The 17,853-nt window shown below is 68.6% G+C and carries 22 protein-coding genes; 14 read left to right on the top strand and 8 right to left on the bottom strand.

Annotated features, from left to right (window positions below):
* Positions 1-4: 4 nt before the first annotated feature.
* From EV648_RS28970 to EV648_RS28950, 5 genes are all read left to right on the top strand, one after another.
* Positions 5-1,327 carry a sensor histidine kinase gene (locus EV648_RS28970; RefSeq protein ID WP_132298279.1) on the top strand — a complete coding sequence of 441 codons (1,323 nt, stop codon included), beginning with the start codon at positions 5-7 and terminating at the stop codon, positions 1,325-1,327.
* On the top strand, positions 1,324-3,021 hold the full coding sequence (locus EV648_RS28965; RefSeq protein WP_132298278.1) for a histidine kinase: 1,698 nt from the start codon (positions 1,324-1,326) through the stop codon (positions 3,019-3,021). The genes EV648_RS28970 and EV648_RS28965 overlap by 4 nt, the downstream gene beginning before the upstream one ends.
* A complete protein-coding gene (locus EV648_RS28960; protein WP_132298277.1) occupies positions 3,009-3,662 on the top strand; it encodes a response regulator transcription factor in 654 nt (217 codons plus the stop codon). The genes EV648_RS28965 and EV648_RS28960 overlap by 13 nt, the downstream gene beginning before the upstream one ends.
* A 94-nt stretch (positions 3,663-3,756) precedes the next feature.
* Positions 3,757-4,419, top strand: a complete 663-nt coding sequence (locus EV648_RS28955; RefSeq protein WP_132298276.1) for a hypothetical protein — start codon at positions 3,757-3,759, stop codon at positions 4,417-4,419.
* Positions 4,420-4,455: 36 nt separating this feature from the next.
* Positions 4,456-5,964, top strand: a complete 1,509-nt coding sequence (locus tag EV648_RS28950; protein ID WP_132298275.1) for a TRAP transporter substrate-binding protein — start codon at positions 4,456-4,458, stop codon at positions 5,962-5,964.
* A 523-nt stretch (positions 5,965-6,487) separates the two neighbouring features.
* Here the strand turns inward: EV648_RS28950 and EV648_RS28945 are convergent.
* A complete protein-coding gene (locus tag EV648_RS28945) occupies positions 6,488-6,850 on the bottom strand; it encodes a hypothetical protein (protein ID WP_132298274.1) in 363 nt (120 codons plus the stop codon).
* A gap of 260 nt (positions 6,851-7,110) precedes the next feature.
* A complete protein-coding gene (locus tag EV648_RS28940) occupies positions 7,111-7,407 on the bottom strand; it encodes a helix-turn-helix domain-containing protein (RefSeq protein ID WP_199234876.1) in 297 nt (98 codons plus the stop codon).
* Between the two features lie 126 nt (positions 7,408-7,533).
* Between EV648_RS28940 and EV648_RS28935 the strand changes: the two genes are divergently transcribed.
* The 4 genes from EV648_RS28935 (at position 7,534) to EV648_RS28920 (ending at position 9,582) form a co-directional block, all read left to right on the top strand.
* Positions 7,534-7,851 carry a hypothetical protein gene (locus EV648_RS28935; RefSeq protein WP_132298272.1) on the top strand — a complete coding sequence of 106 codons (318 nt, stop codon included), beginning with the start codon at positions 7,534-7,536 and terminating at the stop codon, positions 7,849-7,851.
* A 199-nt stretch (positions 7,852-8,050) separates the two neighbouring features.
* The gene (locus EV648_RS45325) at positions 8,051-8,173 is read left to right on the top strand and encodes a hypothetical protein (protein ID WP_370452748.1); all 123 of its coding nucleotides are present in this window, start codon (positions 8,051-8,053) and stop codon (positions 8,171-8,173) included.
* On the top strand, positions 8,170-8,637 hold the full coding sequence (locus EV648_RS28925; RefSeq protein WP_132298271.1) for a hypothetical protein: 468 nt from the start codon (positions 8,170-8,172) through the stop codon (positions 8,635-8,637). Before EV648_RS45325 ends, EV648_RS28925 begins: the two co-directional genes overlap by 4 nt.
* 465 nt (positions 8,638-9,102) lie before the next feature.
* On the top strand, positions 9,103-9,582 hold the full coding sequence (locus EV648_RS28920; RefSeq protein ID WP_132298270.1) for a hypothetical protein: 480 nt from the start codon (positions 9,103-9,105) through the stop codon (positions 9,580-9,582).
* A gap of 172 nt (positions 9,583-9,754) precedes the next feature.
* On the opposite strand, the gene EV648_RS28915 is transcribed toward EV648_RS28920, so the two are convergent.
* On the bottom strand, positions 9,755-10,153 hold the full coding sequence (locus EV648_RS28915; RefSeq protein WP_132298269.1) for a hypothetical protein: 399 nt from the start codon (positions 10,151-10,153) through the stop codon (positions 9,755-9,757).
* A gap of 586 nt (positions 10,154-10,739) precedes the next feature.
* Positions 10,740-11,069 (bottom strand): nuclear transport factor 2 family protein, encoded by a 330-nt coding sequence (locus EV648_RS28910; protein WP_158294097.1) that lies wholly within the window; start codon positions 11,067-11,069, stop codon positions 10,740-10,742.
* Between the two features lie 69 nt (positions 11,070-11,138).
* Between EV648_RS28910 and EV648_RS42755 the strand changes: the two genes are divergently transcribed.
* Entirely contained in the window at positions 11,139-11,303 is a 165-nt protein-coding gene (locus EV648_RS42755; protein WP_158294096.1) for a hypothetical protein, read from the top strand.
* Between the two features lie 8 nt (positions 11,304-11,311).
* Here the strand turns inward: EV648_RS42755 and EV648_RS28905 are convergent, their stop codons facing one another.
* From EV648_RS28905 to EV648_RS28895, 3 genes are all read right to left on the bottom strand, one after another.
* On the bottom strand, positions 11,312-11,503 hold the full coding sequence (locus EV648_RS28905; protein ID WP_132298267.1) for a hypothetical protein: 192 nt from the start codon (positions 11,501-11,503) through the stop codon (positions 11,312-11,314).
* A gap of 139 nt (positions 11,504-11,642) precedes the next feature.
* Positions 11,643-12,632: a quinone oxidoreductase gene (locus EV648_RS28900; protein ID WP_132298266.1), complete on the bottom strand. Its 990-nt coding sequence runs from the start codon at positions 12,630-12,632 to the stop codon at positions 11,643-11,645.
* A complete protein-coding gene (locus EV648_RS28895) occupies positions 12,629-13,582 on the bottom strand; it encodes a Gfo/Idh/MocA family protein (protein ID WP_132298265.1) in 954 nt (317 codons plus the stop codon). The genes EV648_RS28900 and EV648_RS28895 overlap by 4 nt, the downstream gene beginning before the upstream one ends.
* 51 nt (positions 13,583-13,633) lie before the next feature.
* On the opposite strand from EV648_RS28895, the gene EV648_RS28890 reads away from it, so the two are divergent.
* From EV648_RS28890 to EV648_RS28875, 4 genes are all read left to right on the top strand, one after another.
* A complete protein-coding gene (locus EV648_RS28890; protein WP_241995664.1) occupies positions 13,634-14,608 on the top strand; it encodes a LysR family transcriptional regulator in 975 nt (324 codons plus the stop codon).
* Between the two features lie 211 nt (positions 14,609-14,819).
* Positions 14,820-15,119 (top strand): hypothetical protein, encoded by a 300-nt coding sequence (locus EV648_RS28885; RefSeq protein ID WP_206751954.1) that lies wholly within the window; start codon positions 14,820-14,822, stop codon positions 15,117-15,119.
* Between the two features lie 244 nt (positions 15,120-15,363).
* Positions 15,364-16,497, top strand: a complete 1,134-nt coding sequence (locus tag EV648_RS28880) for a helix-turn-helix domain-containing protein (protein WP_370452751.1) — start codon at positions 15,364-15,366, stop codon at positions 16,495-16,497.
* Between the two features lie 198 nt (positions 16,498-16,695).
* Positions 16,696-17,079, top strand: coding sequence for a helix-turn-helix domain-containing protein (locus EV648_RS28875; RefSeq protein ID WP_255512880.1), 384 nt, complete (start codon positions 16,696-16,698; stop codon positions 17,077-17,079).
* Here the strand turns inward: EV648_RS28875 and ppgK are convergent.
* Positions 17,013-17,765: a polyphosphate--glucose phosphotransferase gene (gene ppgK / locus EV648_RS28870; protein WP_132298262.1), complete on the bottom strand. Its 753-nt coding sequence runs from the start codon at positions 17,763-17,765 to the stop codon at positions 17,013-17,015. The two genes, EV648_RS28875 and ppgK, sit on opposite strands and share 67 nt — an antisense overlap.
* Between the last annotated feature and the right edge of the window lie 88 nt (positions 17,766-17,853).

The raw sequence follows: 17,853 nt of genomic DNA, 5'->3' as shown, positions 1-17,853 counted from the left end.
GACGATGCTGGCCTGGCTGGACGCTGTTGCCGGGATCTCCTGGCTGGCGGTGGCCGTTGCCGGGTGGCGGAGTTCGCGCCGGTTCGCGGTCCTGGCCGCGTTGGCCGCGGTCGGCTGGTTCGCCGGGAATCTCGACAGCCATCTGCTGCTGATCCACCGGCCGCTGATGCTGCACGCCGCGCTTGCTTATCCGGACGGTCGTGTCCCCGGCCGCTACGCACGGTTCCTGCTGGCTGCCTCGTGGGTCGCCGCGCTCGTGCCGCCGGTCGGCGGATCGCCGGGCCTGGCCCTGGCGCTGGCCGGGCTGATCGCGGTCGAGGGGTGGCGCCGGTGGTCTCGTCCGGCGTGGGGCCGAACGGTGGCAAGCCGCACCTCGTCGCGGGCCGTCGCGGTGCTCGCGCTGAGCCTGGCCGCACCTGCGGTGGTGCGGTTGGGATGGTGGCCGGGCGCGGTAGGCGCCGATGTGCTGATCGCCGGGTACACGGGGCTGGTCGTGGTAGCCGGAGCGGTGTTGGTGAACGGACTGGTGCTGCGTTCGTGGTCGAGGGAGACCGACGCCGTGATCGAACTGTCCGACGCGACGCCAGGCGAGACCCTGGCGGCGCTGCGCGGCGAGGCGAGTACGTCCACCCACCCGGGGGATCGCGCCGCCCTGAATTCCGCAGTGGCGCTGCTGGAGTCCAACGCCGCGTTGCACGCCGACCTCCGCGCCAAGGTCGAGGAGGTGCGAGCCTCCCGGACCCGTTTGGTGGAGACCGCTGAGAACGAACGGCGAAGGCTGGAGCGGATCCTCGCGGACGGCGCGTTGGCCTATCTCGATGAGCTCACTTCCGTGCTGGGTGCGCTCGGCCGCGCCGCCGACGGCACGACCCGCGAGCTGACAGCCGCCTGCGTCGACGGGGTGGCCCACGTCCGTGAGGACCTCGACCAGTTGGCGCGCGGGCTGCATCCGCGAACCCTGGCGGCACATGGCTTGGCAACGGCGCTGACCGAACTTGCCGCGCGCAGCGCTGTGCCGACCGCGGTGTCCGCACCGGAGGGCCGTTTCCCGATGCCGGCCGAGACAGCGCTGTGGTACGCGTGCACCGAGGCACTGACCAACCTGACCAAGCATGCGCGGGCCACGCAGGCCACGGTCAACGTCCGGGCCGGCCCGCAGGAGTTGGTGGCCACCGTACGAGACGACGGGTTGGGCGGGGCGCGGATCGTGCCCGGCGGGGGCCTGGCCGGCTTGGTGGATCGGCTCGCCGCGGTCGGTGGCGCGGTGGCGGTGCGACCCGCTCCTGGCGGCGGCACAGAAGTGCGGATCCGGGTGCCGCTGAGATGAGGGCGTTTCGTCTGCTCGTGTGGCCGCTGGGGCTGGGTCTGCTCGCGTTTACCGCGCCTTTGACCCGGCGGCTGCCGGACACCACCTACGGCGGCTCGGCGTGGTGGCTGCTGTGGTCGGAGGTCGCGGCGGCGTTGGCCCTGCTCACGGTGGCCGCGCTGCGGCCGCTCGGCGTCGGCGGGCTCGCGGTTGCGGTGTCCGGCGCCACCTGGCTCGTCCCCGAGTTGGCGGGCTGGACGTCCGGCCCGGCCGTACTGAGCGCGGTGGCCGATGCCTGGTCCCGCCTTCTTCCGGCGTTGATCGTGATCGGGCTGCTGGCGTCGTCGCGGGCTGCGGTCGTGCTCGTGGCGGCGGGTGGATTGCTGGGGGCGGCAGCCCGGCTGCTGCTCGTCGACCCCTTCCTCGATCCGGACTGCTGGCGCCGGTGCGACCACAATCCGGTGCTGATCCCCGGCATGACAGGACCCGGCCGGTGGCTGGAGGCCGCCGGCGTCGTCCTGACCGTATCCGGCGCGCTGTGGGCGGCCGGGGTCTGCCTTTCCCGGGGACGCGGCCGTCTGCTCCACGAACTGCCTTGGTTCGTCGGCGCGTCGGCGCTTGCGGCGGGGCTGATCGTGCCGGGGATACTGCGACTTGTCCGGCCCGAGGCGGCCGCCGACTCGGCGTACCTGGTCTGCTTCCTGCTCGCCCAGGCGGGCGCCGTCGCCCTCGCGCTCGTGCTGATCCGGGACCGCTTGGGGCAGCGGCGGTTGAGCAGGCGGCTGGCCCGGCTGGCGGGTGAGCTGGAGTCGGCGCCGGCGCCGGGCGCGCTGGCTGGGGCGTTGCGTGACGCCGTCGCTGACCATGGACTGCAGGTGCGGTACTGGGCGCCTGCGAGGGCCTGGTACGTGAACGCCGAGGGGGAAGCGGCGGAGGCGACGACGGCTGGTGACAGGCAGGTGACCCCCGTGAGGCGGCGCGGGCAACCGGTCGCGGCGCTCATGCACTCCGAGGCGGTGAACGGCGAGGGCCTGGACCAGGCGCTGGGGGCTGCGCTGCGGCTGGCCCTGGAGAATGAGCAGTTACGGGCGGCGGCCCTGGCCGAGTTGCGCGAGCTGCAGCTGTCCCGGTCCCGGATCGTGGAGCGGGCCCAGCTCGAGCGGCGTCGGCTGGAGCGCAACCTCCACGATGGCGCCCAGCAGCGAGTGGTGTCGCTGGCGCTGCTTGTCCGGATGCTCGGGCAGCGCCTGAACGGAGATGGGCAGCCCGGTCCGGCCGCACGAGCGGAGGCGCTGACCCGAGCCACCGTCGAAGAGTTGCGGCGCGTGGCTCGGGGCATCTACCCGGCGGTGCTGGCCGACGCCGGACTGTCCGGCGCCGTGCTCGACCTGGCCGAGTCCTCCACCGACCTGCCGGTCAGCCTGGACACACTGCCCGCGGGCCAGTACACCGGACCCGTGGAGACCACGGCGTACCTGGTGATCGCGGCGGCGATCGCCGAGGCGCGCCGCAGGGATGCGACGCAGGTGAGCGTGTCCGGGCACGAGCGCGACGGCCGGCTGGTCATCGACGTCCGGGACGACGCGACGCCTGGTCTCCGTCCAACCGTCACCGAGCTCGCCGACCAGGTACGCGCGCTCGCCGGTGAGCTCACGGTCGAGCCGGAGAACAGCGGCGGCACCCGGGTCCGGCTGGAGCTTCCGTGCGGGTCGTGATCGCCGACGACGCGATGCTGATTCGTTCCGGACTTTCGGCGCTGCTGGCGGAGGCGGGCATAGAGACCGTCGGGCAGGCCGCTGACGCCGAGGAGTTGTTGCGGCTGGTGAGCCGGACGCAGCCGGATGCCGCCGTGATCGACATCCGAATGCCGCCGACGCATTCCGACGAGGGTATCCTCGCGGCGCGCCGGATCCGCACGGAGCATCCAGGAGTCGCTGTTCTGGTGCTCTCGCAGTACCTCGACTCCTCTTACGCGATCCGGCTTGCCGAGGAGAACCCGGCGAGCGTCGGATACCTGCTGAAGGACCGGATCGCCCATGCCGCGACCCTTGCCGACGCGCTACATCGGGTGGTGGCCGGTGAGTGCGTGATCGATCCGGCGATCGTGAGCAGGCTGCTGTCACGCGCCCGGCGCCACAACCCCCTGGACGACCTGACCGCGCGCGAACGGGAGGTACTGGCATTGATGGCCGAGGGACGGTCGAACGCCACGATCTGCCGGATGCTGTCGCTGCAGCCCAAGACCGTGGAGACCCATATCAGCCGGGTCTTCACCAAGCTCGGCCTGTCCGAGGAGGCCGAGGGACACCGCCGGGTCCTCGCCGTCCTGGCCTACCTGCGTAAGGGCGCACCCTGATGCCCTTGTCGGGGCTGCTCCCGACGACGCCGCGGGGCTGAGCCGCCAGTGTGAGAGGCGACCAAACGTCAGCCACACCCAGAAGGGAACCACCATGCGATCTCTGCGTCGTCGTCGCGTGCTATTGCTGATCGCCACCACCGCGCTGCTGGTCCTGACGGCGGGAAACGCCGCGGGGGCGTCCACCACGATCAGCCCTGCTGATCCACGGCTGGTGCCGAATCCGATCGCGTCCTCGGACGAGGGGACCGCGTGGTCTTGCCAGATGACCGGCAGCGACGTCCAGTGCGACGGCGCGCTTTCGATCTCGTGGGACCTGACCGACGGCCCCGGCGACTGGTGCTCCGTCCCGCTGTACAGCATCAACGGAACCTTCACCCGAAGCCAGACCCGGTACTACAGCTACAACGCCGCGACCGGCGACTACCTGGAGGTCAGACGGCTCATCCACCTCGCGTCGAACGAGTCGCTCACACCGCTAGCCGACCCGAGCGCCACGAATGTGGTCACGGGGCGGCTGACCATGACGTGGATCACGACGTTCGGCACCCCGGGCGATCTCGACACGCGCCTCACGCAGAAGCAGGGCATCGACACCTTCTTCAAGTCGCCGAACGCTGGTCTCCTGGTGTTGGACGTGGGTCAGAAGAAGACCACGTCCCAGGGCGACGACTTCGACTTCAAGGGTCGGTGGGACATCGCGCTCGGGGATCCGGCCGTGGAGTTCGCCAAGGTCTGCACCGCGCTCGGCGTCTAGAAGGACGATGCTGACGCCACTCCTCGAAGGAGAGCGATGAACCGGAGACGATTCACCACGGCGGCGCTGTTGGCGGTGTCGTTGCTCTCGGCCGGCTGCGACCCGGCGGCCGATGACAAGTCCGGCGGTCCGGCGCAGCCGCGGGTCCTCGTCATGGCCAGCAACGACGGCGAGAGCCTGATCGGTGCCCCGGCGGTGGCCCGGTTCGTCGATCGGGTTCGAGAGGTCTCGGGTGGCCGGCTGACCGTGCGCGTCGTACCGAGCTGGCAGGGTGGGGGCAGCGAGGCGCGGGTCATCCGGGACGTGGCGGCCGGCAAGGCCGATCTCGGCTGGAGCGGCACCCGTGCGTTCGACACCGTCGGGGTCACCGCGTTCCAGCCGTTGCACGCGCCGTTCCTGGTGAACTCCTACGCCGCCCAAGCCGCGGTGGTCGAGGACGGCGTTGCGCGCGACATGCTCAGCGGCCTGGACGCGAAAGGGTTGACCGGTCTGGCCCTGGCCGCCGACCAGCTTCGGATGCCGGCCGCGGCGGCCAGACCGCTGCTCACCCCGGCCGACTTCCGGGGACTTCGGTTCGGGACCGTCGCCTCGACCATCCAGGTGCAAGGGCTGCGCGCGCTGGGCGCGGAGCCGGTCACGATCGCGTTTCTGGGGCCGCCGGACACCGACGGGCTGGGTGCCCTGGAGACCATGTGGTGGACCTACCAGGACAAGGCCCAGCACGAGTGGGTGCCGTTCGTCACCGCCAACGTCATGCTGTGGCCGCGCACCGTGGCAGTCTTCGCCAACACCGACCGCCTGGGCCGGCTCGACGCGACGACGCGGGACTGGGTCGCGCGCGCCGCCGCTGACGCATCGACCTGGTCCGCGGTCCACGCGAGCGACCAGGTGTCCAGGCAGATCCAGCAGGTCTGCGGCCAGGGAGTACGAATCGCGACCGCGACGCCGGCCCAGGTCGATGCCCTCCGCGCGGCCGCCGAGCCGGTTTACGTATCCTTGCGCGCCGACCCGGCCCTCGCGAAAACCCTGACCCGGATCGAGACCCTGGTCCGATCCGCAGGCCAGGCAGTCACCGCCCCCGTGCCGGCCGCGTGCACCCACCACCCGGGCGATGAGGCGCGCATAGCGCAACCCGGGCGCACCCTTACAGGCCCGGCCGCCTCAGGGGATCTGCCGCCGGGCAGCTATCGGTACGCGTTCAGCGTGGACGAACTGCTGGCCCGCGGACTCGACCAGCACGACGCCGAGAACAACGCCGGCGTGACGACCTGGACCCTGCAGGCCGGGCGCTGGCACTACGTCTGGAAACCCGCCATCAGCGGCCTCAACCGCCCGGGTGCGTACACCACGTGCGAGGGGTGGTACGACGTCCAAGGCAACACGGCCTGGTTCACCACCACCACCAAGTACGACGGCGGCGGTTGCGCGCCGCCCACGTGGTCGGCCCGCTGGACCGCCCAGGGCCGCACCCTCAGTTGGACTGCCGTGAGCGTCGCCGACTTCGCCTACGTCTGGGCCAGCAAACCCTGGCAGCGCATCAGCTGACAGCAGGTCGACTTCTCGAGGCGGTCCCTGTCGCCGACCAGATGACGTTCGCTCGCTCGACCCCGTTGACCGTGCTGGCTATCGGACAGGTGTTCGAGTGTCCGAAGCAGGCCGCTTGTGTCGAGAATCGATCGTTCATGAGACGCACCTGACAGCAGGCGTCGGCCTTGGTCGCTGTGCCGCGGCGGGATTTACCTGGCTGGGCGTTCGGTGAATGGGATGGGGAGCAGGTAGATGCCCTCGCCGCCGGCTGGCACAAATTGGGCGACGGGGTCGCCTTGCCAGCAACAAGTTCGGACTGGTTCTTGAGGACCATGTTCGTGCCGTAGTAGGCGATCGGGCCGAGCGGGTACGTCGCGCGGTCAGGCAACGGCGGCAATTGCTCGAGAGCTGAGCGGCAGATCGGCGACGCCCGACAGACATGATCAGGCCGGCCAAGGCCGGGAGATCGAGCCGACTCCGTCGGCGCGCATCCGGTCGGCGGACGGTCGCTGGGAAGACGGCGGCACCACGTGGCATCGCGTCAAGACATCACTTGCGTGTCCAGCGGAGCAGGATTCTTACGCTGCGTTCGCTTGGACTGTTCGATCAGCAGGCCGTTCGGCATGCGCCTCCACCGACGCCCGGCAGCATCAGTGAACTCCAAGATGAACACGGTGTCCCCCACCTCTCCGAGGAACTCTCCACCTGACACCTTCCGGCCCTCCTGTGGCGGAACGGTCGGCAGGCTCCGCACCACGGGCGGAGTGTCCTCGTAGTCCTGCCAGACCAGCACGTCGTAGACCAGCAGCGGGGATCCGTTGCGGACGACGACAAGGCGCTCGTTGCCGAGGAACAGGTCCACCCTGCCGTCCGCAGTTCTTACGCCTCTGGGCTCATTGCTCAACCACGCGGACACCAATGAGGCCTGTCCCCTGCGCTTGTTGGACTGCAGCCTGCGCTCGGCCTGGATCCCGAACCCCCAGCGCCACGACCACCGCTGCGAGCGTCCCGATGGCCGTCAGGACGTCCCAGAAAACTTCGACGCGGGCGACGGTTCGACCTACGGGCTCGACCTGAGCGCGGTCGTTACCTGCGGGCGTGAACACGCGGCCACAGGCCGCTGAGACGTCGCTGACTCTCCCACATGACGGCATGTCAGCGAACTCAGGCGTGGTCGCGGGTGCCCAGTTCGGTGTGGGCGAGGAGGTCCACCAACTGGCCGACCGTTCGCTGTCGCAGCAGAGCCTCTGGCAGGGGTTTGTCGACCTGGACTTCGTAGCGGTTACGGCGGCCGTTCTTGCCCTTGACCACGTATCCGGCTACCACCAGATCGGTGACGATGCCGAATGCCGCGCGGTCGGTGATGCCGAGCGTGGTCGCGATCTCCCGCAGCCGCACGCCCGGGTCGTGGGCGATGCACAGCAGCGCCCGCGCGTGGTTCGTCAGGAATCCCCAAGCCATGACACAGAGCATACTGGATGTCTAGATCTAGGAACTCTATTGCCAGTATTGGAGTTCTAGCGTAGGTTCAGTTGTGGAACTGGCTTACGGGTTAACGCAAGTCGCTCCACCACAGGAAGGCACACCATGCGCTGCACGCGCGTCGCTCTCTACGACATCAAGACCGGCACTTTCGACGAGGTAGTCAGCCAGGCGAAGTCTGGGATGGTTCCCTTGTTCAAGGACAGCAACGGCTTCGTGTCCTACGGAATTGCCCAGATCGACAAGGCCGCTTTCGTCTCGCTCAGCACCTGGGAGACCCGGGCGCAGGCTGACGCAGCCACCGCAAAGGCCGCGGACTGGGTGAAGGCCAACAGTCGGGATCGTTTCGCCCTGCGCGAGAACTACGTCGGTGACCTCGCCGTCGACACCGGCCATCGCGAGCCGGCGCCGATCACCCACTAGACCGTCCAGGTAGCGAGCCCCGCCGCGCATCGCGGCGGGGCTCGCCCCGTTCCGTCTGTCCGCCGCCAAGGCGCTGCGACGTGCTGACGTCGACGTCACCGTCATCGACCACACCAACCATCACCTGTTCCAGCCGCCGCTCTACCAGGTCGCGACCGGGATCCTGTCCGAGGGCGACCTCGCGCCGCCTATCCGGGACGTGCTGCGCCGGCAACGCAACGTCGAAGTGCTGGCCGGAGACGTCATCGCCGTCCGTGACAACGCGACAACCAGTCTCGAGACCCGCTTTCTCGAGCTCACCACCGAGGAGACGCCGTCATGACCGCACTGATACAGGCCGAGCTGATCAAGCATCTCGGCCTTCGTCTGACCTGGGTTTTGCTGGCCCTCGCGACGGTACTGGCAGCTGGCCTCACCACAGCGATCTCCATCGTGGCCGGTACCCATGGCTCCGCACCGCTCGGCCGAGACGACTTGCGGGGTCTGCTCGCGGTGCCAGGCCTCCTGGTTGCCGGGATCGTCTTCATTCTCGGAGTGCTGTCGTCGGCGAGTGAGTACCGGCACCACACGATCACCGGCTCGTTGCTTGTCACGCCCCACCGCGGTCGGTTCCTTGCCGGCAAGTACGCCGCGGCCGCGATAGCCGGCTCTGTCTTCGCCATCGTCGCGCTCGTCGCTTCGTGTGCCGGGACGGTGACGGTGGTGCTGACCAAGGACCTGCCGGTCGACCTGCTGACCGGCGACGCCGCCGTGACCGGGGTCGGGTACGAGTGCGTAGCGCCGTAGGGTCAGTCGGCGCACCCGCGGGCCGGCATTTGTTGTTCGGGTAGGTGGGCAGGACTTGGCGGTGCGGCGGTGTGACGCTGGCTGGAAGGGGTGGACCGCCGACCGACTGGGGCGCGGCACGGGGGTTCGCGGCACACGCTCGGACACCCGGAGGGGGCACGGGGCGACCAAGACGGCGTTGCCGCTCGGGGGACATCGAGCCCTCCGAAACGTGGGTTCTCACAGGCGCAGCACCGCAGGTAGGTAAGCGCTGCAAGTGACGCGATTCGACTCGGCGTGATTGAGGGGTGATCGACAGTGGGCGATACTCAGCCTCCGAGAGGTCTGCACTCGTGTGGAATGGTCCGGTGGACTTCCGACAGGCCGCGGCTCGCCCCCGATTCAGCGCTGGTTCCCTCGGCCTGGCGGGAGTAACGTCACAACCGCCCGGCGCACAGAGCTCCATATCGCAAGAGGGGGCATGGAATGCTTCGTCGCCTGCTGCTGATGGTCGGCCTGCTGATCGCGGGCTTGTTGTTCACCGGAGCGCCCGCGTTCGGCGCGCCACCGGTCACCGAGACCACTACCCACAAGAACCTCGTCGAGACCTTCGTCGACATTGTTCCCAACTCCAACTGCGTGGAAGAAGGACCGCTCTACACCATCACCACCACAACCAACCTGATAGAGCACACGACCACCTTCGATGACGGCCGCGTGCACGAAACCTTCACCCAGACCGGCACCTTCGTCGCGGTGCCGCTCGAGGACCCGACTCTGCCGAGCTACACCGGAAAGGTCACGATCTGGGGAGGCTTCAACGCCAACGGGGCGACCGTGAACGGAACGTTCACGTTCAACCTCCACGCCACCGGCTCGGACGGATCGACGATCAACACCCATCAAGTCGATCACTTCAATGTCCGACCCGACGGCACGGTCAACGAGTTCTTCCACTGCCACTAGGCCTACCGGGGGAACTCGCCCCGCCAGCTCCCGCGCCGGGCGCTGGCGGTGGACACAGCGAAGAAGATTACGACAGCAAGACGAGGCCAGCGCCGCGAGGTGACGGTTTATGTGTGGTGTCGTCGTACCTGAGGTACAGCGTCCGATTGGCCCGGCAGTAGAACGACACCGGCTATCCACCGGCGCAGGGCGATTGCACGTAGCCGCCCCAAAACACCACCCGGGGCGGCATGAACGTGTCCTGCGCCGCCCGCACCTTCGGGCCCCAGGCCTGGTTCAGACACCCGACCAGGTTGGTGTAGTAGGCCTGCAACGCCGCCCGGGTAGTCAGTGCAACCTGCGGCTCACGGCAGCCGACCGAGGCGTGGGGACCGTTGGAGTAGAACGCGTCGGCCGCGACGATCTGGGCACTGCCCTTCGTCGGGCGGGCGGGGCCAGGCGGTCCGGTCGGCTCAGGCGAGGGCGTGAGGTCGTCCACCCGGCTCGGGGTCGCCTGGCTGGCATCTGGTGCGGGCGATACCGTCGTCGCATCGCCCTCGCGAAGCGCCATTGCGGCGACTACCAAGAGCATGGCCACGGCACTGGCACCAGCAGGCCAGCTACCAGGCCGTTCTGCCGCCTCCTCGGCGGGCCACCGTGCTTGAGGTGCAGCCCTCACCGCCGCCGAACTCGGGCCCCCAGCCCACCTCCGGTCGCCGCGGACCGCCCCCGGGCATACCTGGCAGTGGTCGGCTGGGGTAGTACAGCGAACCGTCCGGCAGCACGCCAGTGGCGGCTGCGGCCCTGGCGAGACGCCCAAATCCTCGTTCGCCGCTGTTCATCTCATCCCCCGGGATACACCCGACGTGATCCCATCCAACAGGCTAACCAACCAATCGACAGTCCCCGCCTGCACACCGATGCCTGAGCAGCCGGCCCCGCCGAGGCCAGGAGCTCTGGGATAGACCGGAACGCCGGCTGCCGCAACTCAACGCCAGGAATAGCGCAAGGTTGAGATAACGCCTACTCCCAAACGATCAGATCGGACTCGCAGCAGAAGACGTTTCCGACAGTTGCAGGTACCGCGCCGTACGGCTGGGCAGACCACTGACCGACTGGCGCTCGCGAGACCATGCCGGGCGTGGTCATCGGTGCCGTCATCCGCCGGTCGGGCCAGCTCAATCCACCAGACGCGGTCCTGCATGCCCAGCCAGACACAGCCAACGATCGGCTACCCGCACCCAGGTCTGCGTCATCGGCATCCGGAACGACTCGGCACCACCCCCCGCGTCGACGTGATCGGTCACCACACATCGCAGTGTGGCAGCGTCGCCGACCACCACCACCTCGGTTCCGGTCAACGATTGAGCGTTCCAGGCCAACGATCCGCCCGTGTTCGACGACACGTATCGCTCGCGATCGAACTCCTCACTCAGATGCGAGGTCCAGTGGAAGTCCGGGTGCAGGAGTGACCGCAGCCGGTCGACTTCGTCGGAGTTCGCGAGCACGCCGAGCGGGTACCCGCGAGCTGAGCACTCCAGACCGGGTCATGGCAGCTGAACCTCTCGAACGCGACCTTGGCCAGGTCGAAGTTCGGCTCGCCCGTCACCGGGTCGATCGGTCCGGTCGCCGGGGCTGGGGGCGACTTCGGCACGATCTCGGCCTTGGGGCTGCCGTCGACCAGGCACTTCGCCTGCGTGACCATGCCGAGCAGCGGCGAGTTCGCGACCAGGTCGGAGTAGTCGACGCGCTACGCGACCCTCAGGTAGACGACGGTGGCTTTGGCGCTGCGCGCCGCGTCGAGCAGTTCCGCGGTGACTGCGACGACTCCACGTTCAGCGGCCTGGGCGGCGAAGACTCCGCCGAAAGCCCCGTCGGTACCGATGATGTCGTGCTGCAGGTGGACCGCGATGAACGCGGTGGATGACGGTGTGAGTTCCATGATGATCTCCGGTGGTGGGGTCGAGCTGGTCAGGCGGGCAGGGGCGGCGAGCCGATGGCCTGGGTGTGGGCTCGGCGGTGAACGGGTTGGAAAGAGAGGGCGCACACGCGAGTCGGGGGGTGCGTGTGCGCCCTCTCGTCTATTCGGGGGCTGGTCTGGGAGGCCGATCCGGAGCGGCAAGAGTTGTGGGGGCTGGCAGCAGGAGGAGCTTGCCGGTGGTGCTGCGGGACTGGAGCGCCTCGTGGGCTTCGGCCGCGTCAGCCAGTGGGTAGGTGGTGGTGATGGGTGGGGTGAGGGTGCCGGTTTTCAGGTGGTCGAACAGGAGGGCGGCTTGGCTGTGGAGGGAGGCGGGGGTGCTGACGAAGTGGCGGAGGGTGGGGCGGGTGATGGTCAGGGAGCCGATGGGGCCTAGGCGGGACAGATCGAAGGGTGGGACTGGGCCGCTGGATTGGCCGTAGAGGATGAGGGTGCCTCTCGGGGTCAGGGCGTGGAGGGAGTCTTCGAAGGTGGTCCGGCCGACGCTGTCGTAGACGGCTGCGGCTCGGCCGGCGACCGTGGACCGGAGGTCTTCGTAGGCGACTGCCTGGTCGGCACCGGCGGCCTGGGACAGGGCTGCCTTCTGCTGGGTGGAGACGGTGGTGATGACCTTTGCGCCAAGGGATTTGGCCAGTTGGGTGAGGAGCAGGCCGACACCACCGGCGCCCGCGTGGACGACGATCAGGTCGCCTGGCTGGACGGCATACGAGTCTTTGGTCAGGTACTGCGCGGTCAGCCCCTGCAGCAAGATCGCAGCGGCCTGCTGATGGCTGACCTCGGCCGGCAGCGGGATCACCTTCCAGGCCGGCGCCACCGCCTCGTCGGCGTACGACGCCTGGACACCTTGCCAGCAGACGCGTTGGCCGACCATCGGCGTGGAGACGTCCGGCGCGACCTCGGTGACCACGCCGCTGCCCTCGCCGCCGGGGACGTACGGGAACTCGCGCGGATAGGCGCCCGTACGCTCCTGGATGTCGAGGTAGTTGACGCCGGCCGCCACCACCGCGATCCGCACTTCGCCTGCTTGCAAAGGGATCGACGCCCGCTCGACCAGACGCAGGGTGTCCCGGTCGACCGCCTCGATCACCTTCACCGGTGGAACGCTTCGACGGCCTGCCGGACGCGTTCGGCCGCCGCGAAGCCTGCCAGGTCCGGTGAGTGGTCACCACGGATGGCCTGCGCGAACAGCGTCAGCCGGGTGGTTTCGGAGCCGGGCGCGCCGGTCAGCTCGACCGGACGCCAAGTATTGCCCTCGGCAACGAACAGGTCGCGCCAGGCGGTGAGCTTGTAGGACTGCTTGGTTCCGCGCAGGATCCACTCGTAGGTCTCCGGGCCGGCAGCCCCGACGATCCCGCTCAGCTGGACCGGGACTTTCCCTGCCTTCAGCAGCCCGTAAGCAGCTGTCTCGCTCGCCACGCTCCGGTGCTCCAACTCCGTGTGCACCGCGCGCAACGGGCCGATCAGCCGGTCGGTGAGATAGGCGAAGTGCGAGAACACCTCGCGCACGAACCCGCCCTGCGCCCGCTCGCCGACCCAGGTCGCCTCCGCCTGGAAGCCTCGCGGCCAGACCGGAAACGCCAACCTGATCTCGAGTCCGAGTACTTCGCCGACCTGGCCGTCGGCAATCGCCTGTTCGACGTACCGGGTCGACAGCCGATCGGACATCACGAAGTTCACCCCCGCCGCCTGCCCCGCCTTGGCTGCCGCCGCGAGCATCGCCGCCGCATCGGTGTCTGACACGGCCAGCGGTTTCTCACAGAACACCGCCTGACCGGCCTCGAACGCCGGCACTGCCAGCGCCGCGTGGGTCGCGGGTGGCGTCGCGAGGTAGACCGCGTCGACATCGTCGGCACCGATCACGTCAGCGATCGAAGTACTGAAGTTGACGCCCAGGTGTTCGGCCTGGAGTAAGGCGATGGTCTCCGGCGCGAGATCGACCGCGTGAGTGACGGTGAAATCCGGGTGGCCGAGCGCGTCGGCCAGCAAATGCCGCCCCATCGCGCCGAGGCCGACGATGCCGAGGCGGATCGGTGGTGTGGTCATGCCGATCAGTCTGTTGCGGCAAAGACCTTCCGGTCCATCTACTCTTTGTACATGAAACCGTTAAGCCATGACTTCATGGATGATCTGCGGAGACTCCGCGTACTCCGGGAGTTTCGCGAACGTGGCACGGTCACCGCGACCGCCGGGGCGTTGCACCTGACCCCGTCGGCGGTGTCCCAGCAACTCGCCGGTCTGTCCCACGACCTCGGGTTCGCGGTCACGCGCAAGGACGGCCGCCGGATCGCGCTGACGCCCCGCGGCGAGGCCCTGCTGGCCCACGCCGACGCGGTCTTCGCCCAGCTCGAGCACGCCCGCCACGACCTACAGACCTTCGATGAGACGCTCCGCGGCACCGTACGCATCGGCGCCTTCTCCACCGCCCTGGCAGGCCTGTTGCCGGCGACCTTGAGCAGCCTCGCCACCAAGCATCCCGACCTGGTCGTCACGGTCCGCCAGAGCGAGCCGCCACAACTGTTCGACGCGGTGGACGCCGGCCGCTTGGACGTCGCAATCGCGGTCGCCTTCGACGGCTCCCCGACCGTCGGCGACCCGCGCTACGACCGGGTCGAGTTGGGCGCCGACGTGCTGGACATCGCAGTACCAGCTGATCATCCACGTGCCGGAGACTCCGCGATCGACCTACGAGAGCTCGCCAAGGACCCATGGATCACTGGGTCTCCTGGCGGTTGCTGCGCCTCCATCACGGCCACCGCCTGCGCCGCGGCCGGGTTCACCCCGGACGTTCGCCACCAGGTCGACGACTGGCTGGCTGTGACACAACTGGTCGCGCTCGGCCAGGGAGTCACGCTCCTTCCCCGGCTGGCCCAGCAGACCCTCCCACCCGCCCTGACAGTTCACCCGGTCGCCGGGCAACAGCCGCGCCGGCATCTGTTCGCCGCAGTACAAGAAGGCGCCCAAGGCTCCCCACTCCTCAAGGCTGTACTGACCCAACTTGCAGCATCGCTCCGACCCATGTCGGCTGTGCAGACGAATTCGGACATCTGTGCGGACGACTTCGAACATTGACAGCCAGCTCAGCCGGCGAGTGAGCCCGCACCGGCCGGGCGCGGACCGGCATGTCCGACCTGCGGCTACCGGCCGACCGACTCCCGCGAGCTCGAGCTGCACCGCGACGGTCTCGCCACGATCTGGCTGACCCCTCGACCCCGACCACGCCGGGCGGATCGTCGAGCGGCGGCACTGCGAACGCTGCCAGCCGCACCGGGCGCGCATCGTCATGTGCGGGCTGTTCGACACGACCGTGATGCTTGGTGACGATCTGGTTGTCGCGGAACCCGCGCCGCTCCCCCGGCTGGCGGTGACCTGGCTCGCCCGCGAACGGCTGGCGACAGCACCGCGGCAACTGGTACTGCGGCGGCCACGCCGAGGCCGCCCGGTGAGTGACCCCGCGCCGCAGGGGCCAACGGACAGCGAGGCCGACACCATCGATCCCACCCTGGGTGAGCAACGCATGGTGGCCGACCCACGGATCTCCGCCGGACTCACCGAGCCGACAGACCAGCAACCTGGCGTCTAGGCCTCACCGTTGCGAACCTCTAACGGGTGCCACCGGCACAACCCCGCCTCAATAGCAGCCCCCGATCGGGATCCCGTCCAACGTGGCGGCTGGTCACCAGCGGCAAACCTCGAGAGACGTCGGTACGGTCTGAGAATGGATTTCACTGCTCTTCATCGGCTGCTCGGTCGGCAGCCGGGGCCGCTGACCGCCGACTGCTCGATGACGCCATCGCAGAGGGGCTTGGAGAAACCGACGACTTGGACTGGAAGAAGGAACCACGCCCTCGAAGGGGCTTCCCAATACAGACTTCCCCAAGGACGTCGCGGCGATGGCGAACAGGGGTGGCGGTGTCATCGTCTACGGCATCACCGAGAACCAGAAAGCCGCCACCGGCCACCACGACATCGGTGAGGTGGACGAGGCGTACGAGCGGACGCTTCGAAGTGCGGCCGTCACCGCGATCAGCCCACCGGTCTTCGGGCTGGGCGTTCACCGGCTCGGGGACCCGGATCAGCGGGCGCTCGCCGTCGTGGTCCCCGCCAGCGTGGACGGACCTCACCTGATCTATCGAGATGACCGCTTCGGCGCGCCGGTCCGGAATGATGCTGACACGGTGTGGATGCGGGAGCGGCAGATCGAGGCGATGTATCGGGCGAGGTTCGAGGAGCAGCGGAACACTCATGAGGCCCTCGACTCGCTCTACCGCGAGCTCGCCGCAGGCCGACCCATCGCTGAGCGCGCCTGGATGATCGGCGTAGCCCGGCCACGCATACTCGCTGCCGACCGTCGACGACTGACCCATGGCGACGCCACCTCGATTCTGCAGGCGGCCCGCGGTGCTGCCATCACCTACTACAAAGATCCGAACCATCCTGTCCCGCTCGACGACCTCGATACACACAACCCTCGCCCAGGTCTGCGCCGCTGGGTCAGTCGTTCGACGGTTGACACAGATCGCGGCAGATCGAAGGAGATCTGGGCCAGCGTGCACGGCGATGGCTCCGTGTCTCTAGCTGCGGCGATCGGCGGCCACCCCATCACGCGCGACGAATTCGCACCGGGAAGTCGGCTGCGCTCCGACCGCATGGAGCGATTCACAGCGTCGCTGATGGCGCTCCTTAGCACCTCGGCCGAGCACCACGGCACGCGCGACTACGAGGTGAAGATAGGAGTCGAGTGGACGGGTGACGAGCCGCTCATCATCGAAACGGTCGACGGCAACGGGTACCCGTACGACGAAGGTTCGATACCTCTGCCTCGCTACGCCCCGGTGATGGCCAGTGTCCGGACTGACATCGGCGAGTCCGATTTCCTCGATCAGGTCCGAGACCTTGCGACCGACGTGGTCAACCAAGGCGGTGTCCAGAACCTCCAGGCGATCAAGGCCCGTGAGTGATTCCAGCTCGAAGAACCTCAGCAGCAGCGCGAACCCGAATCGGGTCGGGCCGAACTTGTTCCCCACTAGTCGCCAGTCCTCGTCGACCAGAGTCCACGAACCCACGAGATCCTCGGTCGACCACTCGGCGCGCACGATGATGAACCGTTGGGACCCAAGGCACCGACACGCCAGAGACGGTCAGCTACTTGTCACTTCGTGACAGCCTCGGGAGTTCTGGGCCGTGGAGGCCTGGACGCGGCCCGCGCCCGCGGAACCCGTCTCGGTCGGCCACCGGCGATGACCACCGAGCAGATCCAGCACGCCCGCGATCTGCTCGGCAAACCCGACAACACGGTGTCCTCGATCGCGCGGCTGCTCGGCGTCAGCCGCGCCACCATCTACAAGTACGTCCCCGAGCTGAGCTCACCCGCGCTGACTGCCGCCGCAGCTCCCCTCGAGCTACCGGCGGCCGCGCACGCTAGCGGTACGACGGGCGACCCGCCGCCGACACCGGCGCCGGGTTGTAGCCCGGCCTACTCGGTGAACTTCTCGTGCGCGGCCATCGCCGCGCCGACGATGCCGGCGTTGTTGAGCAGCTGAGCCGGCTTCACCGGGGTGGAGATCTCGAGCAGCGGCACCCACTTGTCGGCGTACTTGCTGACCCCGCCGCCGACCACGAACAGGTCGGGGGTGAACAGGTTCTCCACGTGCCGAAGGTATCGCTGCACCCGCTTGGCCCACTGTTTGTACGACAGGCCCTCGTTGTCCTTCGCCGCCGAGGAGGCCTTCTTCTCCGCGTCGTACCCGTCCAGCTCGAGGTGACCGAGCTCGGTGTTGGGCACGAGCTGGCCGTCGAGCAGCTGCGCGCTGCCGATACCGGTGCCGAAGGTGAGCAGGATGACCACGCCGTCGACGCCCTTGGCCGCGCCGAACCGGGCCTCGGCGATACCGGCCGCGTCGGCATCGTTGAGCACGGTCACGTCGCAGTGGGTGATGTCGGTGAAGACCTTCTCGACGTCGGTCCCGATCCAGCTCTTGTCGACGTTCGCGGCGGTCTTGGCCACCCCGTTCTTGATCACGGCCGGGAATGTCGCACCCAGCTCACCGGTCCACTCGACCTCCTTGACCAGCCGGGCCACGACCTCGGCGACGGGCTCCGGAGTGGACGGGTTGGGCGTCAGGTACTTCACCCGCTCCGCGGCCAGGTCGCCCGTCTCCAGGTCGACGATGGCGCCCTTGATCCCGCTGCCGCCGATGTCGACCCCGAAAGCGGTCGACGTCCTCATCCTGGGCACCTGATCTCTCCCCTCGCCCCCAGTTGCCGCACCGGGTCAGCGTCCTCGCCAGGCGTCGAGCAGATCGGCACGGCTGGCC

The sequence above is a fragment of the Kribbella sp. VKM Ac-2568 genome (assembly GCF_004345365.1).
GTDB lineage: Bacteria > Actinomycetota > Actinomycetes > Propionibacteriales > Kribbellaceae > Kribbella > Kribbella orskensis.
This window is presented reverse-complemented; position numbering and strand designations above follow the sequence as displayed.